14 protein-coding genes and 1 pseudogene are annotated in these 18,433 nt (G+C 44.6%); 2 read left to right on the top strand and 13 right to left on the bottom strand.

Annotation, left to right across the window (positions count from 1 at the left end):
* Window positions 1-7: 7 nt before the first annotated feature.
* Window positions 8-265: pseudogene (locus BU202_RS05835) on the top strand (TetR/AcrR family transcriptional regulator); the annotation flags it as partial.
* An 887-nt stretch (window positions 266-1,152) separates the two neighbouring features.
* On the opposite strand, the gene proC reads toward BU202_RS05835, so the two are convergent.
* From proC to BU202_RS05855, 4 genes are all read right to left on the bottom strand, one after another.
* Window positions 1,153-1,935, bottom strand: coding sequence for a pyrroline-5-carboxylate reductase (gene proC, locus BU202_RS05840; protein WP_075104852.1), 783 nt, complete (start codon window positions 1,933-1,935; stop codon window positions 1,153-1,155).
* Between the two features lie 12 nt (window positions 1,936-1,947).
* A complete protein-coding gene (locus BU202_RS05845) occupies window positions 1,948-3,186 on the bottom strand; it encodes a glutamate-5-semialdehyde dehydrogenase (protein WP_075104853.1) in 1,239 nt (412 codons plus the stop codon).
* A 17-nt stretch (window positions 3,187-3,203) separates the two neighbouring features.
* The gene (gene proB / locus BU202_RS05850; RefSeq protein WP_075104854.1) at window positions 3,204-4,280 is read right to left on the bottom strand and encodes a glutamate 5-kinase; all 1,077 of its coding nucleotides are present in this window, start codon (window positions 4,278-4,280) and stop codon (window positions 3,204-3,206) included.
* A 180-nt stretch (window positions 4,281-4,460) separates the two neighbouring features.
* A complete protein-coding gene (locus BU202_RS05855) occupies window positions 4,461-6,923 on the bottom strand; it encodes a bifunctional DnaQ family exonuclease/ATP-dependent helicase (protein WP_075104855.1) in 2,463 nt (820 codons plus the stop codon).
* Window positions 6,924-7,054: 131 nt separating this feature from the next.
* Here BU202_RS05855 and BU202_RS05860 point away from each other — a divergent pair, with 131 nt between their 5' ends.
* Entirely contained in the window at window positions 7,055-7,690 is a 636-nt protein-coding gene (locus BU202_RS05860; RefSeq protein ID WP_075104856.1) for an MBL fold metallo-hydrolase, read from the top strand.
* A gap of 633 nt (window positions 7,691-8,323) precedes the next feature.
* Here BU202_RS05860 and ftsX read toward each other — a convergent pair.
* The 9 genes from ftsX to BU202_RS05900 form a co-directional block, all read right to left on the bottom strand.
* Window positions 8,324-9,253 (bottom strand): permease-like cell division protein FtsX, encoded by a 930-nt coding sequence (ftsX, locus tag BU202_RS05865; RefSeq protein ID WP_075104857.1) that lies wholly within the window; start codon window positions 9,251-9,253, stop codon window positions 8,324-8,326.
* Window positions 9,246-9,938, bottom strand: a complete 693-nt coding sequence (ftsE, locus tag BU202_RS10395) for a cell division ATP-binding protein FtsE (protein ID WP_089503448.1) — start codon at window positions 9,936-9,938, stop codon at window positions 9,246-9,248. Before ftsE ends, ftsX begins: the two co-directional genes overlap by 8 nt.
* Before the next feature lie 36 nt (window positions 9,939-9,974).
* Window positions 9,975-11,070, bottom strand: a protein-coding gene (prfB, locus tag BU202_RS10400; RefSeq protein WP_142354767.1) for a peptide chain release factor 2 whose coding sequence is annotated in 2 segments (ribosomal slippage) — window positions 9,975-10,997 and window positions 10,999-11,070 — 1,095 coding nt in all. Because the reading frame shifts where the segments join, the coding sequence is not laid out codon by codon here.
* A gap of 33 nt (window positions 11,071-11,103) precedes the next feature.
* The gene (gene queG / locus BU202_RS05875; protein ID WP_075104858.1) at window positions 11,104-12,231 is read right to left on the bottom strand and encodes a tRNA epoxyqueuosine(34) reductase QueG; all 1,128 of its coding nucleotides are present in this window, start codon (window positions 12,229-12,231) and stop codon (window positions 11,104-11,106) included.
* A gap of 38 nt (window positions 12,232-12,269) precedes the next feature.
* Window positions 12,270-12,752, bottom strand: coding sequence for a VanZ family protein (locus tag BU202_RS05880; RefSeq protein WP_244149024.1), 483 nt, complete (start codon window positions 12,750-12,752; stop codon window positions 12,270-12,272).
* A gap of 364 nt (window positions 12,753-13,116) precedes the next feature.
* Window positions 13,117-13,473 (bottom strand): TM2 domain-containing protein, encoded by a 357-nt coding sequence (locus BU202_RS05885; protein WP_075104860.1) that lies wholly within the window; start codon window positions 13,471-13,473, stop codon window positions 13,117-13,119.
* Window positions 13,474-13,572: 99 nt separating this feature from the next.
* The gene (locus BU202_RS05890; protein WP_075104861.1) at window positions 13,573-14,220 is read right to left on the bottom strand and encodes a TM2 domain-containing protein; all 648 of its coding nucleotides are present in this window, start codon (window positions 14,218-14,220) and stop codon (window positions 13,573-13,575) included.
* Between the two features lie 131 nt (window positions 14,221-14,351).
* Window positions 14,352-15,152, bottom strand: a complete 801-nt coding sequence (locus tag BU202_RS05895) for a DUF2785 domain-containing protein (protein ID WP_075104862.1) — start codon at window positions 15,150-15,152, stop codon at window positions 14,352-14,354.
* 408 nt (window positions 15,153-15,560) lie between these two features.
* Window positions 15,561-18,257, bottom strand: coding sequence for a cation-translocating P-type ATPase (locus tag BU202_RS05900; protein WP_075104863.1), 2,697 nt, complete (start codon window positions 18,255-18,257; stop codon window positions 15,561-15,563).
* Between the last annotated feature and the right edge of the window lie 176 nt (window positions 18,258-18,433).

Here is an 18,433-nt window from a genome sequence, read left to right on the forward strand (position 1 = left end):
AAACGATATGAAGAAACGGACAATTTCCCCTAAATCCTTAAAGAATTTAGCCCAATCCAATAAAGAAATCAATCAACTAACCCGTGAATCCATTGAAACGGCTCTGCTTTTTTTGTTGGAAAAAAAGGACATGCGACAAATCTCGATTTCAGAATTGGTCAAAAAAGCAGGTGTTTCCCGCAATGCCTTTTACCGCAATTATAAATCAAAAGAAGAAATTTTAGAATTGGCCTATGCCAGAACTTCTCAGAATCTTATGGACAAGTGGCATCAACTGCAAAAGAAGGTCCACGAAGACGGGATTCAGCAGAGTTTTTCAGACTTTATCCAGCAGCAAAAAGACAAGGTGGAAGATACCAAGACCTTCTCCAACATCAGCCAATGGATTAAGGACAAGACCAATCAGTTGAATCAACGATAAGTTAAAAAGCTAAAACGGCAGGAAGATTTTCCTGCCGTTTCGTGTGTCATGATGTCAATAATCAAAGACTGACATCGTTCATTCACCTTACCTAATTCCAAGTAATACAGACTGCCTCGCTTTCGCATTTCTAGGCTCGGGTATCAATAGTCACTCCCCTGACTATTGATATACGTCAACCTATTAATCCTATAAAATACAAGGAAACAAGGAACTTTTTTCCCACTCCCTACTTTTACCACAGCAAAAAGTATCTGACGAGGCTCGCTCCGCTCGCAAAAATCGGAAATCGAATGTTCTGCTAGCTTAACATTTTAACTTGTTTCAATGGATTTTGGGCTTATCTACATTCTGAAACAATCCACACAACTTGCCCCGCTTTCGCATTTCTAGGATCGGGCTAAAATAATCCACTGGATTATTTTAGTCCCACCCCCGCACAGTTGATTAGGTAATCTTTGGAGCTTATAAAGCGAACATCATATCAATCAAGCACTAAATCTATTTTTTTAAATTTGCTAAAAGAGACTAGACATTGTGCCCAGCCTCTAGCTTCCTAATACTGCTACATACCGTCTGAAAAACAAAAATAACCTGACTTCTATAAGCATTTAGAGGTCAGGTTATGCTACTATATTTTACTATCCACTTGATAGGGAAACTATTCAACGTCCATATATTTAAATCTTTTTTAGCTAATTAGTAAAAATCTTTTATAAACGACATTCCTTTTATTTCCCTAATTGTCTAGTCCGTTTAATAGCTGCTTTTATGGCTGCCATAATGGCATAGCGAAAGCCCTCTTTTTCAAGTTTAACGACACCAGCAATCGTAGAACCACCTGGTGAGGTGACTTCCTGTCTCAACTGGGCGGGGTGTTTGCTGCTTTCTAAGACCATCTGGGCTGAACCGAGAAGGGTTTGGGCAGCGAGGTACTTGGCATCATCAGCACTCAAGCCGTGCGCTACTCCTGCATCCATCATGGCTTCAATCCATTGATAGACAAAGGCTGGACCACATCCTGCAAGAGCTGTTGCAGCGTCCATCAGCTTTTCATCTACTCGTTTGACCTGTCCTGATTGGGATAAGAGTTGCTCGGTCACATCCGCCAATTCAGGATTGGTCAGAGCATAGGTTGTCATTCCTTGCCCGATCGCAACAGGGGTATTGGGCATAATCCGAACGACTTGGCTAGCAGGCAAATATTGAGCAAGCTGCTCTAGGCTGATACCAGCTGCCATGGAAATCCAAACAGTAGAAGAGTGTTGCAGCGCCGTTCCGCCCAGACTTTCTAAAAGAGGGGCAAGGAGATGCGGTTTGACCCCTAAAAAGATGACATCTGCTTCTTGAACGATGTCACTGTTTGAGAGGATACGCCCACCCGTTTGTGCCTGTAGAGCTGCTGCACGAGCCTGATTGTGATGGCTGAGGAGCACCTCTACTCCTGCTACCTTGGCAACTGCAAGAGCAATCGCTGACCCCATATTGCCTAGACCGATAAATCCAACTTTCATAGCCGCTCCTTTCTAACGTACCTGACCCGTACCTGTAATAATATACTTGTAGGTGGTCATCTCCCGCAAGCCCATTGGACCACGTGCATGCATTTTCTGGGTGGAAATGCCCAGTTCGCAGCCTAGACCAAATTCACCCCCGTCTGTAAAGCGGGTTGAGGCATTGACATAGACAGCTGCAGAGTCAACCATTTGGGTGAAATAGGCTGCTGTTTCCGCACTTTCTGTCACGATGGCTTCGCTATGACCTGTCGAATGCACCGCAATATGCGCTGCCGCTTCTGCAACATGCTCCACCACTTTCACCGCTAGGATATAGTCTAAAAATTCCGTGTCAAAATCGTCTGGCCCTGCTGGTTGCCCCTGTTTCAAATAAGCAAGGGCTTTTTCATCTGCCCGCAGTTCGACTTGACCCGCTAGCTTTTCTTCTAGCAGAGGCAAGAATTGGGCTGCTATGTCCTGATGAACAAGGAGCACTTCTGCGGAATTGCAGACAGATGGGCGACTGGTTTTGGCATTGGCAACAATCGCAAGCGCCTTTTCCAAATCCGCAGCTTGATCCACATAGACATGGCAAATCCCTGTTCCTGTTTCAATGACAGGCACCGTTGCTTGCTCCACCACCGCTTGAATCAAACCTGCGCCACCGCGCGGCACCAGCAAATCAATCTTGCCTTTTGCCGTCATCAGTTCTTGAGCCGAAGCCCGGCTGGTGTCCTGCACCAATTCAATCACTTCTGGCGCAATACCGGCCTTGACCAAACCTGTCTTCAAGGCGGTAACAATGGCTTGGCTAGAATGAAAGGCTTCTTTTCCGCCACGCAGAATAACCGCATTTCCACTCTTGATGGCAAGCGCTGCAGCATCAGAAGTCACATTAGGACGACTTTCATAAATCATTCCAATGACACCAAAGGGGATGGATGTTTTCTGAATCCGAAGACCGTTTTCCGCCTGATAGTCATCAAGAGTCAGACCGACCGGATCTGGAAGAGCAATCAAGGCCCGAATCCCGTCTGCCATCGCTTTTACCCGCTCTGCTGTTAAAAGCAGTCTGTCCTGCATGACAGGAGCGATAGCGCCTTGAGCCTGCTCCATATCACGGCTATTTGCTTGTAAAATCTGCTCACAATCTGCTTCAAGCTGGTCTGCCATCGCCACAAGTGCCGCATTTTTTTGCTCTGTACTTGCCAAGTTAATAGCCGACTTATGCGCTAAAAGACTGTCTAATAAGGCTTGTGTTGTACTCATAACACCTATCATCCTTTCTATAGGCTGACCCAATCATTGCGGTGGATAAAGATACCCTCTGCTTTTTCGGTGGAGAGTTTCTGCTCCAATTCTTCTAAGGAGAGCTTGACCCGACCTTTTCCAATCATGCGGTGCGTCTCTTGACTGTAGACAGATACAATATCACCCGACTGGAAAGTCCCTTCAATTGCTTTGATTCCCGCAACCAGTAGGCTACGCCCCTTGTTCAGCATGGCTTCTTCTGCTCCTCTATCAATCTCAACAGAGGCTTCCGTCCGTGCATAGAAGGCCAACCATTGCTTGCGCTGGTTCATGGCCTGTCTATCTGCAAGGAAGAGAGTTCCTTTGTTACGTTGAGTGACTGCTTGTAAGAGGGCTGTGTCTTCTTTAGACGAACAGATAAAGACTGGTACGCCTGATTTGGTCGCAATCTGCGCCGCCTGTAATTTTGTCGTCATACCACCTGTTCCGTTGGAAGACCCTGCTCCAGCTGCCATGGCAAATAATTCGTCACTAATCTCTGCAATCTCTGCCAGATGCTTGGCATTAGGGTCTGTATTGGGGTTGGCTGTATAAAGACCATCGACATCCGTCAAGAGCACCAGCAAATCTGCTTTTAGAAGCGATGCAACTTGGGCAGATAGAGTGTCATTGTCTCCGACCTTGATTTCTTCAATCGCAATCGTATCATTTTCATTGATGATGGGAATGGCATTTTGGTGCAACAAGACCTGCAAGGCTTGGGAAGCATTCTGATAGCGCCGCGCATCTGCAAAATCATCTTGAGTTAACAGAACCTGAGCCGATACAATCCCGTCTTTCATGAGATTTTGGGTGTACTCCTCAATCAAGAGTCCCTGCCCCACCGCAGCGCTGGCCTGCTTTTCAGCAATCTTGGTCGGCCGCTTATCAAAGCCCAAACGGCGAAAACCAGCCGCAATCGAGCCTGACGTCACTAAAACCAACTGGTAACCCTGCTGATGTAGCTGGGCCAATTGATTGGTAATACGGGCAATTTTGATGCGATCCAAACTGCCATTTTTCTGCGTGAGCGAGCTAGTCCCCACCTTAAATACGATTAGCTTATCTTTCATACCTACTTCTCATTTCCTAACTAGATAAGGAAAAGTATAGCATACTTCCTGCATTTTGACCACCGATTCTACTATGTAAGCAAGGATATTCTGACAAGAATCGGAAAGAGAGTGTAAATGGAGGAAAATCTACCCCAAAACTGAACAACATAAGAAAGCCAGGGATTTCCCCCAGCCTTCTTACCTTTCTTCTAAAAATTGTTCCATTCGCTCTACTAGACGTTCTGGCTCAAGGCTTTCTAACTGGTATTCTGTCTTGAGGAATGTCTTAATCTGCTGTCCATATTGCTTATCAATCAAGCGATTGTCCAGTAAGAGGATACAGGATCGTTGCCCTGCAAAACGGTTGCTCCGTCCTATGGCTTGTTTGAGCTTTAACATCATCATCGGCAGGTGATAATCATAGAAGGGATTTTTCCCTTCTGCCTTGAGACGGCGGTTGACCTTACGGACAAAACGGTCTTGAGGATTTTCAAAAGGCAGGCGCGGAATGACTTGAACCAGTTGAGGTTGGCTGGCAAAGTCTACCCCCTCCCAAAAAGCTCCTGTTCCTAGTAAAATCGGCACTTCTCCTTTTTCAAATCGGCGCTTGATAGCCATCTCTGTCCCATGTCTGTGCTGGGCGAGATGAGGAATGCCCGCGTCCTCTAAGATTCGTGACAATTCTAAAAGCAAATGAATTGAAGTCAGTAAAACCAACATCGGTCGGCCAAGGACGATTACATCTTGAATATACTGGGCGATAAAGGCTGCATGTTCTTCCTTGTTTAAGGCGACCAAATCAGGTAATGTTCGAGGATACACAATCAATTGATTCTCTATCTGCTGACTGGGAAGTCTATCAAAGGTCACCTCTTTAAAACCGAGCAAATCAGCCACATTCACCTTTTTACTAATCTCAAGAGTGGCACTGATACAGCATATTTTACTATTTGGCAAAAGACTAGCTACATCAAGTACATCTTCCTGACTGGCTCTTAGGAAGCTCAAGCGCTTCTCATCTACCCTGCGCTCTTCCAGCCAAAACTCCCGCTTCTGCCCGAGTAGCCAAACCCAGTCTTGAAAATCACTATCGCCCAGCTCTTCCAAATTTTGTCTGAGAGTTTCTAGGTCTTCTGCTGTTAATTCTCGCCTGCCAGTTGCTCGGAACTGCTCTAAAAGATGACTTAACTCAAAAGAACAGGCTTCTAATAAGCGTTTTTCAAGAAGCTGACTAGTTCTGTCCAACTTGCTCTGGAGCAGGGCTTCACAGTCTGAAATCGATAGTTCCTGACTGGCATATTCTTCTGCTGCTAGGACCAATTTTTGCGCTTCATCAATGATTAAGAGCCGCTCCTGCATCCAAGGAGTATCTGATACATGCTCCAAAAAGTAAGCATGGTTGGTCAAGGTGACATGACTGGAGCGGGCAGCCTCTTGCACCCTATACCAAAAATCCCACTCTCCAAACAAGGATTGCTCATTCCAGTTGCCGTCATGCTGTAGCTCATCAAAATAGGCTTGATAGCGCTGCTGCTTAAGCTCATCCAAGTCTCCTGTCTCCGTCTCACAAAGCCAGACCAAGAGGTGCATTTTGTAACGATTTAAAAGCCGATTCTCATCCTGCCGCTCCAAGGTCCGCCAAAAGGTATCCAGCTTGAGATAGTGGCGAGGGGACTTGATGCTAGCAAGATCCGTATGAAAGACCTCTGACAGCCTTTTTCCCTCATTTTCCATAATCTGCTGCTGCAAGATTTTGGTCGGAACGACCGCAAGAATAGGCTGATTACTATGGGCTAGCGCCGAAAGCAAGTAGCCATAGGTCTTGCCAATTCCTGCCTGCGCCTGAATGAAATGCACATGAGCATTCTCGTCTTGCAGGCGTTTTTCCATAATCTGGGCAAAGGCTAGCTGCTGCGGTCGCTCATCCAGCCCTAAAAGAGCGAGATTGGTCGCAAAATCTGTTGATAGATGATAGGGTGCTTGCAGCACAGCTGGTTTCTTCAAACAAAGACCACCTACTAATACCAGATGTTCGGGCAGATAATCTGACAAAGTCGGGTATAGTTCATCAATAACCAAGCGAGATTCGTAGAGCAGATGATCCGCAAAGTCAAGGATATGCCCTACCGTCTGCTTGGGCAATTGCTGGATTTTCTCTTGGATTTTCAACAACAGATGAGCCGTAGCCGTCGCATCTGAAATAGCCGTATGGGCCTGCTCCAACTCAAGGTCCAACTCCTTTGCAAGATTGATCAGACTATACTTGTCCAAGGTCGGGAAAAATAGCTGTGCCAATTCGACCGTATCAACTCGCGGTGTGTGTAAATCATAGCCCTCAAAAAAGAGCGCTTCTGCCAATAAATTGGCATCAAAGGACACATTGTGGGCGACGAAAATCGTGTCTTCTAATAAGTCATAAATTTCTTTTGCCACCTGACCAAAATCAGGGGCTACTGCTAATTGCTGGTCGGTAATGCCGGTCAATTCGCGGATATGATAGTCCAATTTCTCGTAAGGATTGATGTCTGTTGCGTAGGTTTCGACAATCTGCCCCGCCTCCACAATGACAATCCCAATCTGGATAATCTTGGCATCACTACTGCTGTTCGTTGCTTCTAGGTCTACAACCGCATACCGATTTGCTTGTTTTCTCTCTGTCATAACAGTAAAATTATATCATATTTTCCATCAAAAGCCCTAACCTTTCCACCACTCCTTGCAATTTTCAAAAGAGACAAGCGCCTCATTTTTTGCTAGACTAGAGTAGAAAGACTGTCCAAAGGAGAAATGAAATGAAACTGCATAAAACCGTAAACCCTGTCGCCTATGAAAACACCTACTATTTGGAAAATGATTCCCATCTTATCGTGGTGGATCCAGGCAGTGACTGGACAACTATTCGACAGACGATTGAAAGAATTGGAAAGCCAGTAGCTGCTATTCTCTTGACCCACACCCATTACGACCATATTATGAGCTTGGACTTGGTACGAGAGCATTTTGACATGCCACCTGTCTACGTGGCTGAAAGTGAGGCTAGCTGGCTCTATACACCTGAAATGAACCTTTCTGGTCTCGCCCGTCACGATGATATGGACAATGTCGTCTGCCAACCAGCCGAAAACACCTTCCAATACGAAACAGACTACCACATCGAAGGCTTTCATTTTTCTGTCGTAGAGACACCTGGCCACTCCATCGGTGGGGTCTCCTTCATCTTCCCAGACCAGGAACTTGTCATCACAGGTGATGCTCTTTTCAGAGAAGCAATCGGTCGCACAGACCTTCCAACCAGCAATTTTGAAGATTTAATAGCAGGTATCAAAAACAACCTCTTCACCCTACCAGGTCACTATCAGGTCTATCCCGGACATGGACACTCCACCACCATTTCCCATGAGAAAAACGTTAACCCGTTTTTTAGATAGTAACAGTCAGGGGAGTGACTGTTGATACCCGAGCCTAGAAATTAGAAAGCGAGGACAGGCAGGGGGAGTGGGACTCAATCGTGATTTCGAAGAAATCGATTTTGTAGTCCCACCCCCGCAAGGTTGACTAGGTTTGTAGAATGTTGATTTATCAACGTTTTACAAACCAGACAACTACTGCGCCAAACTGTTAAAACTATGAAATGTAACAAGGTAAGGGACTTTTGTCCCAGCCTCGAGCCTAAAAACTAGAGAGCGAGGATAAGCAAGTAGAGTATTGTAACCCGAGCTTAAAAAATCGAGAGCGAGGATAAGCAAGTGGAGTATTATAACCCGAGCCTAAAAACTAGAGAGCGAGGACAGGCAGGGGATTAAAATAATCCAGTGGATTATTTTAACCCGAGCCTAAAAACTAGAGAGCGAGGATAAGCAAGTAGAGTATTGTAACCCGAGCCTAGAAACTAGAGAGCGAGGATAAGCAAGTGGATTATTTTAGCCCGAACCTAGAAATAAAGGAGTGAGGATAATCGATTTCTACGAAATCACGATTGAGTCCCACTCCCGATCCATGAAATAAAAAATATGAGCAGTCAAAAACGAAAGTTTTCTCAACTTTCGTTTTTTCGTTTATGGTTAAATCTTTAAGAATCGTCTCATGGAAATCACAGAACCCAAGGAACCGATGACAATTCCTACTACAAAGAGGCTTGCAATCATTGCTGGTACAAAGACGTTCATACTAATCAAGGAGAGATTCTGTGAGGCCAAGGAATCATTAACAGAGGCATAGAGCAGCTGATAAGCAAAGTAGACCAAGGCAGATGGCACAACTGCTCCGAGCAAGCCAACCCAAGCTCCTTCCAGCAAGAATGGCCCACGGATATAGCTGTTTTTAGCTCCCACCAATCGCATGATTTGAATTTCACGGCTACGCGAGATAATGGTAATCCGAATGGTGTTGGAAATCAGAAAGATCGCTGTAAAGAGCAGGAGCCCTGTTGCTGCAAATCCCCATGTTTTCACGAGGCTATTCAGTTTGAAGATACGCTCTGTTTCTACTTCACCGTCACGAACTTCTGTGACACCATCGATTTTTGCAATTTCTTTTCCAACAGATTTGACATATTGTGGCTCTGTCGTTTCAATGATGTAGGCATCATAGAGCGGATTGGCATCTCCTTTAAAGAGATTCCAAGTTTCACCTAAGGTTGTAGTCAAATGCTCCAACTGCTCTTCCTTACTTGAATAGTCCACACTTTTGACATTATCCAAGGCAAGAATTTGCTTATAAATCGATTGATAATCTGGGTTTTCAACCGTTTGGCCTTGGTCGTTAACAATGGTTTGAGCATTGTCTGTCGAATTTGCACGCAAGTAGACATTGATGCGAACATTGTTGGTCAAATCAGCTGTCAGCTTGGTCGCATTTAAAATAACAGAAGCGAAAATTCCGACCAAGGTCAAGGTAATCGTCACTGATGAGATGGCGGCAATCGTCATCCATCCATTTCGTTTGAGGCTCTTTAAAGACTCAATAAAATGTCTAAAAAATCGTCTAATCATCGTATCCGTACTCTCCTTCTACTTCATCACGTACCACGCGGCCGTCTTCGATTGCGATAACGCGATGGCGAAGTGTATTTACGATTTGGCTATTGTGAGTCGCCATTAAAATCGTGGTCCCTTGGAGATTAATCCGCTCCAAAAGATTCATAATTTCCCATGAATTTTCAGGGTCCAAGTTTCCTGTTGGCTCATCGGCAATCAAGACTTTTGGGTTGTTGACAATGGCACGGGCAATCGCAATACGCTGTTGCTCACCACCTGATAGTTCATTTGGAAAAGAACGAATCTTGTGCTTCAAGCCGACCAAATCCAAGACTTCCATGACCCGTTTTTTGATGTTACGTGGTTTTTCACCAATAACTTCCATGGCATAGGCAATGTTTTCAAACACCGTCTTTTTCGGAAGCAATTTATAGTCTTGGAAGACAACTCCGACGCTGCGACGCAGCATTGGAACATCTTTTTTCTTGATTTTAGCAAGGTCAAACTTTCCAACCTTGAGCGAACCTTTATCCAACTTTTCTTCACGGTACAAGAGCTTGATAAAGGTTGATTTCCCTGCACCAGAAGGTCCTACGATGTAGGCAAACTCCCCCGGTTCCACATTTACAGACACGCCTCGAAGGGCGGTTGTTCCGTTTCCATATTTCTTGGAAACATCCTTCATTTCAATAATTCCCATAAGGTATTCTGTCTAAGACAGTCCTTTCTTTTTATTTTAGCTAATTCGCCATTTGAGATAGGCATCGATAAATCCTTCAATATCCCCATCCATGACCTTGTCCACCTGCGCGACTTCGTAGCCTGTGCGGTGGTCTTTAACCATGGTATAAGGGGTAAAGACATAGGAACGAATCTGGCTGCCCCAGGTAATTTCTTTTTTATCTCCCTTGAGCGAATCAACCTCCGCTGCTTTCTTTTCTTGCTCTAGTTGATAGAGCTTGGCTTGCAGCAATTTCATCGCCCGATCCCTATTCCCATACTGGGTACGGTCCACGGTTGATTGGGTCACAATACCTGTCGGAATGTGGATCAAACGAACCCCTGTTGACACCTTGTTGACGTTCTGTCCACCAGCACCTCCGCTGCGGAAGGTATCCATTTTGATCTCATCATCCCGAATCTCAATTTCAATCGTGTCGTCCAATTCAGGCATGACTTCAACTGATGTGAAGGATGTGTGACGACGTTTCGCCGAATCAAATGGTGAAATACGCACCAAGCGATGCACGCCCATTTCTGACTTGAGTAAGCCGTAAGCGTTTGGACCTGTAAAACTCAAGGTAACAGACTTAATTCCTGCTTCATCCCCCGCTTGATAGTCTAGGGTTTCCACCTTAAAGCCTTTGGCATTCCCAAAACGGGTATACATGCGTAGCAACATCTCGCCCCAGTCCTGAGCCTCCGTTCCGCCTGATCCTGGATGAATTTCCAAGATGGCATTGTTATTATCATAGGGCTCTGACAAGAGAAGCGTCAACTCGTAGCTGGTCATCAACTTGTCCAACTCGAGCAACTTTTCTTCCAATTCATCTTTGACGGATTCGTCTTCTGCGAGAAACTCCATGAGAATTTCTGCTTCATCTAGCAAGTCCATCATCTGATGAAAATTCTGATAGGTTGCTTTTAAGTCATTCAACTCCTGCGATGTTTTTTGAGCTGCCAAATTGTCATTCCAAAAGTCTGGTTCGGTCATCTTGTTTTCCAAGATGGCGATTTCTTCTTCCAAACCTTCTAAGTCAAAGAGACCTCCTGAATGAGTTCAATTTGGTTTCTAGCTCTTCTATTTTTTGTCGAATTTCTGCTATATCCATAGGTACCTCATTTTCTGTATTCTTTTTATTATATCATATTTGTAGCTCTTTGGCGAATGATAGAAAGGCCTCCCGCTCTGCCACGACATCTGGATGCTCACTCTGGACATTTTCGATAAAAGCAACCATCTCCTCATTGGGCTGTTTGACCAATTGGCTAAGTGCCCAGATAGCGGTCGCCATGTGGATAGGATTTTGCTTCTTATCAATGATTTCCAAGAGCTTGGGAATGCTTGATCTGTCATTAGCATTTGCAAGGGCGATAATGGCATTTCGTTGGAGAATATTCTTCCCACGCCAACTGCCTGCAATCATACCAAATTTCTCCTTGAATTGCCCGTTTGACAGCTCCAAAAAGGGAATCAGCTCGGGCTCTGCCAAATCTGGGTCAATGTCCACCACGGGTGGGCTATCAATTCCCTTATTATACGGGCAGCAAATCTGGCAGATGTCACAGCCATAGATGACGGTCTTGATTTTCTTACGGAATTCTAGGTCCATCATGCCCTTGTCTTGGGTCTGAAAGGACAGGCAACGCCTCGCATTCATGGTCCCATCTCCAAGCAAGCAAGAGGTCGGGCAAGCCGTAACGCAACGATTGCAATCTCCGCAGTCATAGTCAACTGGCTGATCTGGCTCGATTTCCAGATTGGTAATTAACTCGCCTAGAAACATGTAAGAGCCAAATTCTTTGGAAATGACCAGACCATTTTTACCGATAAAGCCGATACCTGCTCGTCTGGCAACTGCTGTATCGACCAAGGCTCCTGTGTCGACCATGCCCTTGTATTCAAAATCTGCTGTCAGCTCTTCAATCCCACGCGCCAAGCGTTCCAACTTATCCTGTAAGATGTAATGGTAATCCAGCCCCCATGAATTGGGCGTAATCTTGCCTCTCTTATATTGAGTTTTCTGCGGTTTTTGCGGGAGCCTGCGCGGATAGGCGACTGCAATGGAGATAATGGTCTTGGCAGAAGCAAGGCTCAACCTTGGCTTGATGCGCTCTTCAATATTTTTATGCTCAAAGCCTGATGTCCGCCCTTCTTCGACTGCGGCCCGCAGGGATTTTTCCAAATAAGCAAAATCATCTGCTGTGGTAAAGCCAATCTTTGAAATCCCAATGTCCTTTGATAATGCGATAATTTGTTCTTTTAGGTTCATTTCTTTTATTGTAACAAAAATGGGAAAGTTTGCAATATCTAAATGAGCAAAAGTAGCTCTGCGGCAACGATTGTCAAAATGAGAGCAATTCGATTGACCCGTTCGTAGGCTTTGTCATGCCAGATGCTGGTCAAGATATACATGATATTGATGCCGATTGCACCACCAAAACCATTTGCCAGAACATCTGTAATGTCTGCGACGCCGATTTGGAAGGTATATTGCAGCGCTTCATAGACGGTACTGACAGTTAATATCACGGCTAGATTTTTGACCCAAGTCGCCTTTTTATCCAGCATTTCCATGTAAATCCCAAAGGGAATGAAACAGAGGACATTTAAGCCAATTTCCTGATAATCCAGTACCCCGTCATAGACAGCTGTCCCTGCAAAGGGAATGAGGTTGATACTGCGTCCCATTTCGTGATTATAGGCCATTTGGAGGGTAGAAAACACATCTAATTTAAATAGGATAATCCATGTCAGAAACGAGAGATAAATTGCAAATAAGAAAATAGTCATGTTACGAGACTGTATCTAACTTCCCTCCTTTACAAACATTGTACCATTATATCAAAAATTTACCTAGAAAACGTTACACCTTGATGACAAATAGGGAGTCGTGTTACAGATTGTTTGCAAAATCAAACTGATTAACTAGAAAACATTTCTATTTATGATATTTTCTAAGGTAGTGCAGTCGCAAATAGCAAAAAAGAGGCTGGGTCAAAAATCCAACACTAAATATAAAAAGCGAACAAAACTAGTTTTCTGACACTCAGAATTCTGTCTTGTTCGCTTTTTATATCTTATTTATCAACTTGAAGAATGGATGAGAAAGAATTTCAAAAATCAAAATCTTTTTATCCCAGCCTCTTTCTATCTTTTATCTACTATAAGAAGCGGCCATTAGCGCCATATTGAGTTTCTCAAGATTAACACGTTTCGTTGCGCCCATAATCAAGAACCAGTCAATCAAAGGCCAAATCCCAAATGTCATCCATGACAAGAGCAACTTTGCAACCCCAAGTCCAACTTGACCGATATAAAAACGGTCAGCTCCAAGACCACCGAGTAAGATTGAAAAAATCAAAGCAGTTGTTGGACTTTTCAATTCAGTTGCAAGGATGTAGGATACTTGAGACTCATCTAAAGCCTCCAAGCGTTGGCGCAGAGCAGGAATCGCTTCTGCTGGGAAATTGCTAGCATTGGCTGCAATATAGGAATCAGAAAATGTTGACATGGTGTCTCCTCTTTCAAAAATAGTATATCCTCTATGATAATATAAATGGACCTATTTGTAAAGAGCCATTTTCATCTTCATCTTTTCGATGCCACACTCCTACTCGCTCATGTCCTCTTGACTGACAGAAGTCGGCTCTTCAACAGCCTCACTCATCTCTTCTTCACTGACAAGGACTGACTCTTCAACTGCAACAACTTCACTTATCTCTTCTTCACTGACATGGGTTGGCTCTTCTACTGCAACAACTTCGCTCGTTGCACTCACTTCTTCTTCATTTGCTACTGGTACTTCTTCAGCAGCTTCCACAACGACACTTGCTCCGTTTTTTGCAGATGTAGAGTGTGCTTGTTGAAACATTTTTGCTTGATTCACTTGCCACATGAAGCGCTCAAAATTGGCCTGCTTACAAGCCTTCATAATCAAAAAGCAATCCACTAGTTTCCAGATATAGACACCAAGCAGGATAAAAAAGCCGATAACAATAAACAAGGTCACATAGCCAATAATGGTCAAGGCTAACTTAGCAATGCCGAGCTCCTTGTGGCCGATGTAAAAGCGATCAACTCCTAATTCTCCAAGGAAGATGGAAAATAGCAGAGCAGTCATCGGATTTTTGATGTCCGTCATCAATAACATGCTGACAGATTTCTCATCCAAACGATCGAGCTCTTCTTTGATAATGGGTAAGGTTTCGGGGGGAAAGGCATTCATGTTCGCCATTAAAAAGGCTTGAGCATAGTTCATATTCGTCATCTCCTAGATATTTTTCTTGAAAAACGGATGCCGTCTTTCTAATATATACTGTACTATTTTATCACTTTCTGCTTCTGATGACCAGCAAGAAAAGGCACTAAGCCTCAAAAACGACATGCCTTTTATTGACCAGCTGGTCCCCACGCTTGAATAGCAGCCTTTACGCTTTCTGCAAGCAGGTCTTCCTTGTCTAATTGTAGGTAAATGTCCAGTAAACAAGACCGCATGGCTGAAAAACGATAAAAATCAAGATTTGTTGCAAGTGGAAAATCGAGCGACTTGACCCACGCTACTAGGCTGTCGTCTTGTAAGTGTCCACATTTCATCGCCTCATGCACCACGCGCGCCAAGCGCCATTCCTCATCATCCACAAAACGCTTAGGCAACCGCTTGAAAATCGCGGTCAGAATCGGGAAAATCTTCTCCCAAGCCTCTTTTTTAAAGTAAGGATGACAAACCAGAGCGACCAGTAAATCCGCCCCATGGGCAAAGGCATGCACCCAGCCATAATCTTCTGAATATCCTGTGAAGTCCTGCTCTTTTTCCAAATATTCATAGGTCTTCTGGCAAATAGTCTGATACTCCTGCTTTGAAATCTGTTGAAAATAAGGGCTGTCTGGCAGACTGCTGACTTCTAAAAGATGGCCCCAAAGCAAGGCTGTAAAGGAGCGCGTCAAAGTTGGAAGCCCAATCTCGTCTATCTTGTAGAGCAGAAAGTCCCTCCGCAAACTCTCCTCCAGTAAAAAGCGGAACTGCTCTCCCCTAAAGAGTCCTTCAAACAAGCCCCGTCCTAGGCTGATATAGACCAATTCATCCCGAATAGCCGCATCAGGATGACCGATATTATCTAACAACCATACCACTTCACTATCTGAATAGCTAGGCTTTTTTGATTGTAATTTTTCTTCTAGTGTCTTTTTCATAGGTAACCTCCTTTATATTAGTATACCATAAATAGAAAGGAAAAAGGCTGGGACATAAGTACCCAACCTCCTTATTTTTATAATTTGAGCAGTTTGACGTATATCAATAGTCAGGGGAGTGACTATTGATACCTGAGCCTAGAAACTAGAAAGCGAGGCTTGTCGGGCTTGTAAAACATTGATAAATCAATATTCTATTAGAAGAGGCTAGCGAACGATTCTTCGCTAGCCTTATTTCCAACCTTCCACAATTCTCGATTGTGGAAGCAAGTCAACCTTGCGGGGTATCAACAGTCACTCCCCTGACTGTTGATACCCGAGCCTAGAAACTAGAGAGCGAGGACTACAAAATCGATTTCTACGAAATCACGATTTTTATCCCACTCCCCCGATAAATCGGTAAATCGTTTAAATCGCGTTCTTATCCATACCTAATGCCCGTTGGACGAACTTGACAATTTCTACAATGATAATCATAGCGAAACTTCCGATGAGGACAACGCCCCATTGGCTAAGGTCAAGGTGTGTCACGTGGAAAATCGCTTCTAGTGGCTCAATGACAATGGTTGCAGCTAAAAGAATGAAGGATACAAGGATAGACCAGTTGAAGGTCTTAGACTTGAATGGACCGACCGTCAAGATAGACTGGTAAACAGACTTGACATTGTAAGCGTGGAAGAGCTGAATCAAGCCAAGAGTTGCAAAGGCCATCGTAAGCGCATCCGCATGAATCGCTTTTACATCACCCACATGAACTGGATTTGCAATCGCATAGCCGTACACCGCAAGTACCAAGGCACCTTGTAGCAGACCTTGATAGATGATAGAGCTCATGACACCGCCCGAGAAGAAACTTGACTTGCGTCCACGAGGTTTGTGGCTCATGACACCAGGTTCTGCTGGCTCAACCCCAAGGGCAATCGCTGGGAAGGTATCGGTTACCAAGTTGATCCACAATAGGTGAACAGGTTGCAACACATCCCAACCCAAGAGGGTTGCAAGGAAAATGGTCAAGACTTCAGCAGTGTTTGCTGAAAGGAGGTATTGAATGGTCTTTTGGATATTTGAGAAGACCTTCCGTCCTTCTTCAACGGCTACAATAATGGTTGCAAAGTTGTCATCGGCAAGGACCATGTCAGACGCACCTTTTGATACTTCTGTCCCTGTAATCCCCATACCGATACCAATGTCGGCTGTTTTAAGGGCTGGCGCGTCGTTGACACCGTCTCCGGTCATGGCAACGACCTTGCCTTGATTTTGCCATGCTTTTACGATACGAACTTTATGCTCAGGAGATACGCGGGCATAGACTGAATATTGACCAACGACTTTCTCAAATTCTTCATCTGACAAGTTGTTCAATTCAGCACCTGTCAAAACGTGGTCTTCTGTATCATTGGCATCGATGATGCCAAGACGCTTGGCAATCGCTTCTGCTGTATCTTGGTGGTCACCTGTAATCATGATTGGACGGATACCTGCTTCTTTTGCCACGCGCACGGCTTCAGCAGCTTCTGCACGTTCTGGGTCAATCATTCCAATCAAACCAGAGAAAATCAAGTCGCTTTCAAGCGTTTCAGTTGTTAATTCCTCTGGAATACTATCAACAATCTTATAGGCACCAGCAAGGACACGGAGGGCTTGGTGAGCCATTTCAGAGTTGTTGGCTTTGATAGCTCCTGCCACTTCCTCTGTGATTGGGCTAACTGCTCCAGCCATATCCACCATGGTTGAGCGTTGCAAGAGTTGGTCAGGCGCTCCCTTAACAGCTACAAAGAACTTACCATCTGGCAAGGGGTGAATTGTAGACATGAGCTTGCGGTCTGAATCAAATGGCAACTCCGCCACACGAGGATATTGGGCAAGGAAGCCTTTAACATCATAGTCTTTATCAAGTGCATATTGGATAAAGGCTGTCTCTGTCGGATCTCCGATGAGTTTTCCGTCCGCATCAATCTTGGTGTCATTTGCCAGAACAACTGCACCAAGTAAAGGCAAGTCAAGACCTGCTTCAATCACTTCCTTGGCGTCAACCAACTGACCGTTGTAATAGACTTTTTCCACGGTCATCTTGTTCATGGTCAGCGTACCTGTCTTGTCAGAGGCGATAATCTCTGTTGAACCAAGTGTTTCCACCGCTGGCAATTTACGGACAATGGAATTTCGTTTAGCAAGGACTTGAGTTCCTAAGGATAAGACAATGGTGACAATAGCTGGCAAACCTTCTGGAATCGCTGCAACCGCAAGGGCAACAGAGGTCAAGAGACCTGTCAATGGGTGTTCTCCACGGATAAAGACTGCAACGGCAAAAGTAATGGCTGCAATGACCAAAATCACGTAGGTCAAGACCTTAGAAAGGTTGTTCAAGTTTTGCTTGAGTGGTGTATCTGTCTCATCGGCATCTTGGAGCATACCTGCGATATGACCAACTTCGGTAAACATTCCCGTGTTTACCACCACACCAAGTCCACGACCGTAGGTCACGTTGGAGTTTTGGAAGGCCATATTGACACGGTCACCGATTCCTGCATCTTCTGCTAGAGTCACGCGGACATCTTTTTCCACAGGTACAGACTCACCTGTCAAAGCTGCTTCTTCGATTTTTAAGGAATTAGCTTCGAGCAAGCGCATATCAGCCGGTACCACATCTCCTGCCTCAAGACTGACGATATCACCGGGTACCAATTCTTTAGAATCAATCTCCGTCATGTGACCGTCACGCAAGACACGCGCTGCTGGGCTAGACATGGATTTAAGGGCTTCAATGGCTTCTTCAGCTTTGCCTTCTTGGTAAACACCAAAAATCGCATTGATGATGACCACAGCCAAGATGATAATGGCATCCGCAATATCTTCACCACCTGATGTCACAACGGATAGAATCGCTGCAATCAACAAGATGATAATCATCATATCCTTGAACTGGTCTAAGAATTTGGCTAAGAGCGAGCGTTTTTCGCCCTCTTCTAGCTCGTTACGACCATAGGTTTCAAGCCGTTTTTCTGCTTCATTACTTGACAGACCTTCTTCGCTCGCATCTAGCTCACGCAAGACAAGATCTGCATCTTGGGTGTAAAAAGCATGGCGCTTTTGTTCTGTTGGCATGTTTTTCTCCTTTTCGTCCCTTTTTGAAAACACAAAAAGAGACTTGTTTTATTCAAACAAGTCTCGCTATTTCATACAAGGCCGGAAATTTCTTTCGGATTGACGACCTTGTAACGGATACTTCCGTCAGCTACTCCCTTGATATGTTGACCATTATAGCAAATTTTTAGGTCATT

Source organism: Streptococcus cuniculi, from assembly GCF_001921845.1.
GTDB lineage: Bacteria > Bacillota > Bacilli > Lactobacillales > Streptococcaceae > Streptococcus > Streptococcus cuniculi.

Coding starts and splice junctions, on each gene's coding strand:
- proC (WP_075104852.1), bottom strand. CDS start 1,935: ATGAAAGTTGGATTTATCGGTCTAGGCAATATGGGGTCAGCGATTGCT.
- BU202_RS05845 (WP_075104853.1), bottom strand. CDS start 3,186: ATGAGTACAACACAAGCCTTATTAGACAGTCTTTTAGCGCATAAGTCG.
- proB (WP_075104854.1), bottom strand. CDS start 4,280: ATGAAAGATAAGCTAATCGTATTTAAGGTGGGGACTAGCTCGCTCACG.
- BU202_RS05855 (WP_075104855.1), bottom strand. CDS start 6,923: ATGACAGAGAGAAAACAAGCAAATCGGTATGCGGTTGTAGACCTAGAA.
- BU202_RS05860 (WP_075104856.1), top strand. CDS start 7,055: ATGAAACTGCATAAAACCGTAAACCCTGTCGCCTATGAAAACACCTAC.
- ftsX (WP_075104857.1), bottom strand. CDS start 9,253: ATGATTAGACGATTTTTTAGACATTTTATTGAGTCTTTAAAGAGCCTC.
- ftsE (WP_089503448.1), bottom strand. CDS start 9,938: ATGGGAATTATTGAAATGAAGGATGTTTCCAAGAAATATGGAAACGGA.
- queG (WP_075104858.1), bottom strand. CDS start 12,231: ATGAACCTAAAAGAACAAATTATCGCATTATCAAAGGACATTGGGATT.
- BU202_RS05880 (WP_244149024.1), bottom strand. CDS start 12,752: ATGACTATTTTCTTATTTGCAATTTATCTCTCGTTTCTGACATGGATT.
- BU202_RS05885 (WP_075104860.1), bottom strand. CDS start 13,473: ATGTCAACATTTTCTGATTCCTATATTGCAGCCAATGCTAGCAATTTC.
- BU202_RS05890 (WP_075104861.1), bottom strand. CDS start 14,220: ATGAACTATGCTCAAGCCTTTTTAATGGCGAACATGAATGCCTTTCCC.
- BU202_RS05895 (WP_075104862.1), bottom strand. CDS start 15,152: ATGAAAAAGACACTAGAAGAAAAATTACAATCAAAAAAGCCTAGCTAT.
- BU202_RS05900 (WP_075104863.1), bottom strand. CDS start 18,257: ATGCCAACAGAACAAAAGCGCCATGCTTTTTACACCCAAGATGCAGAT.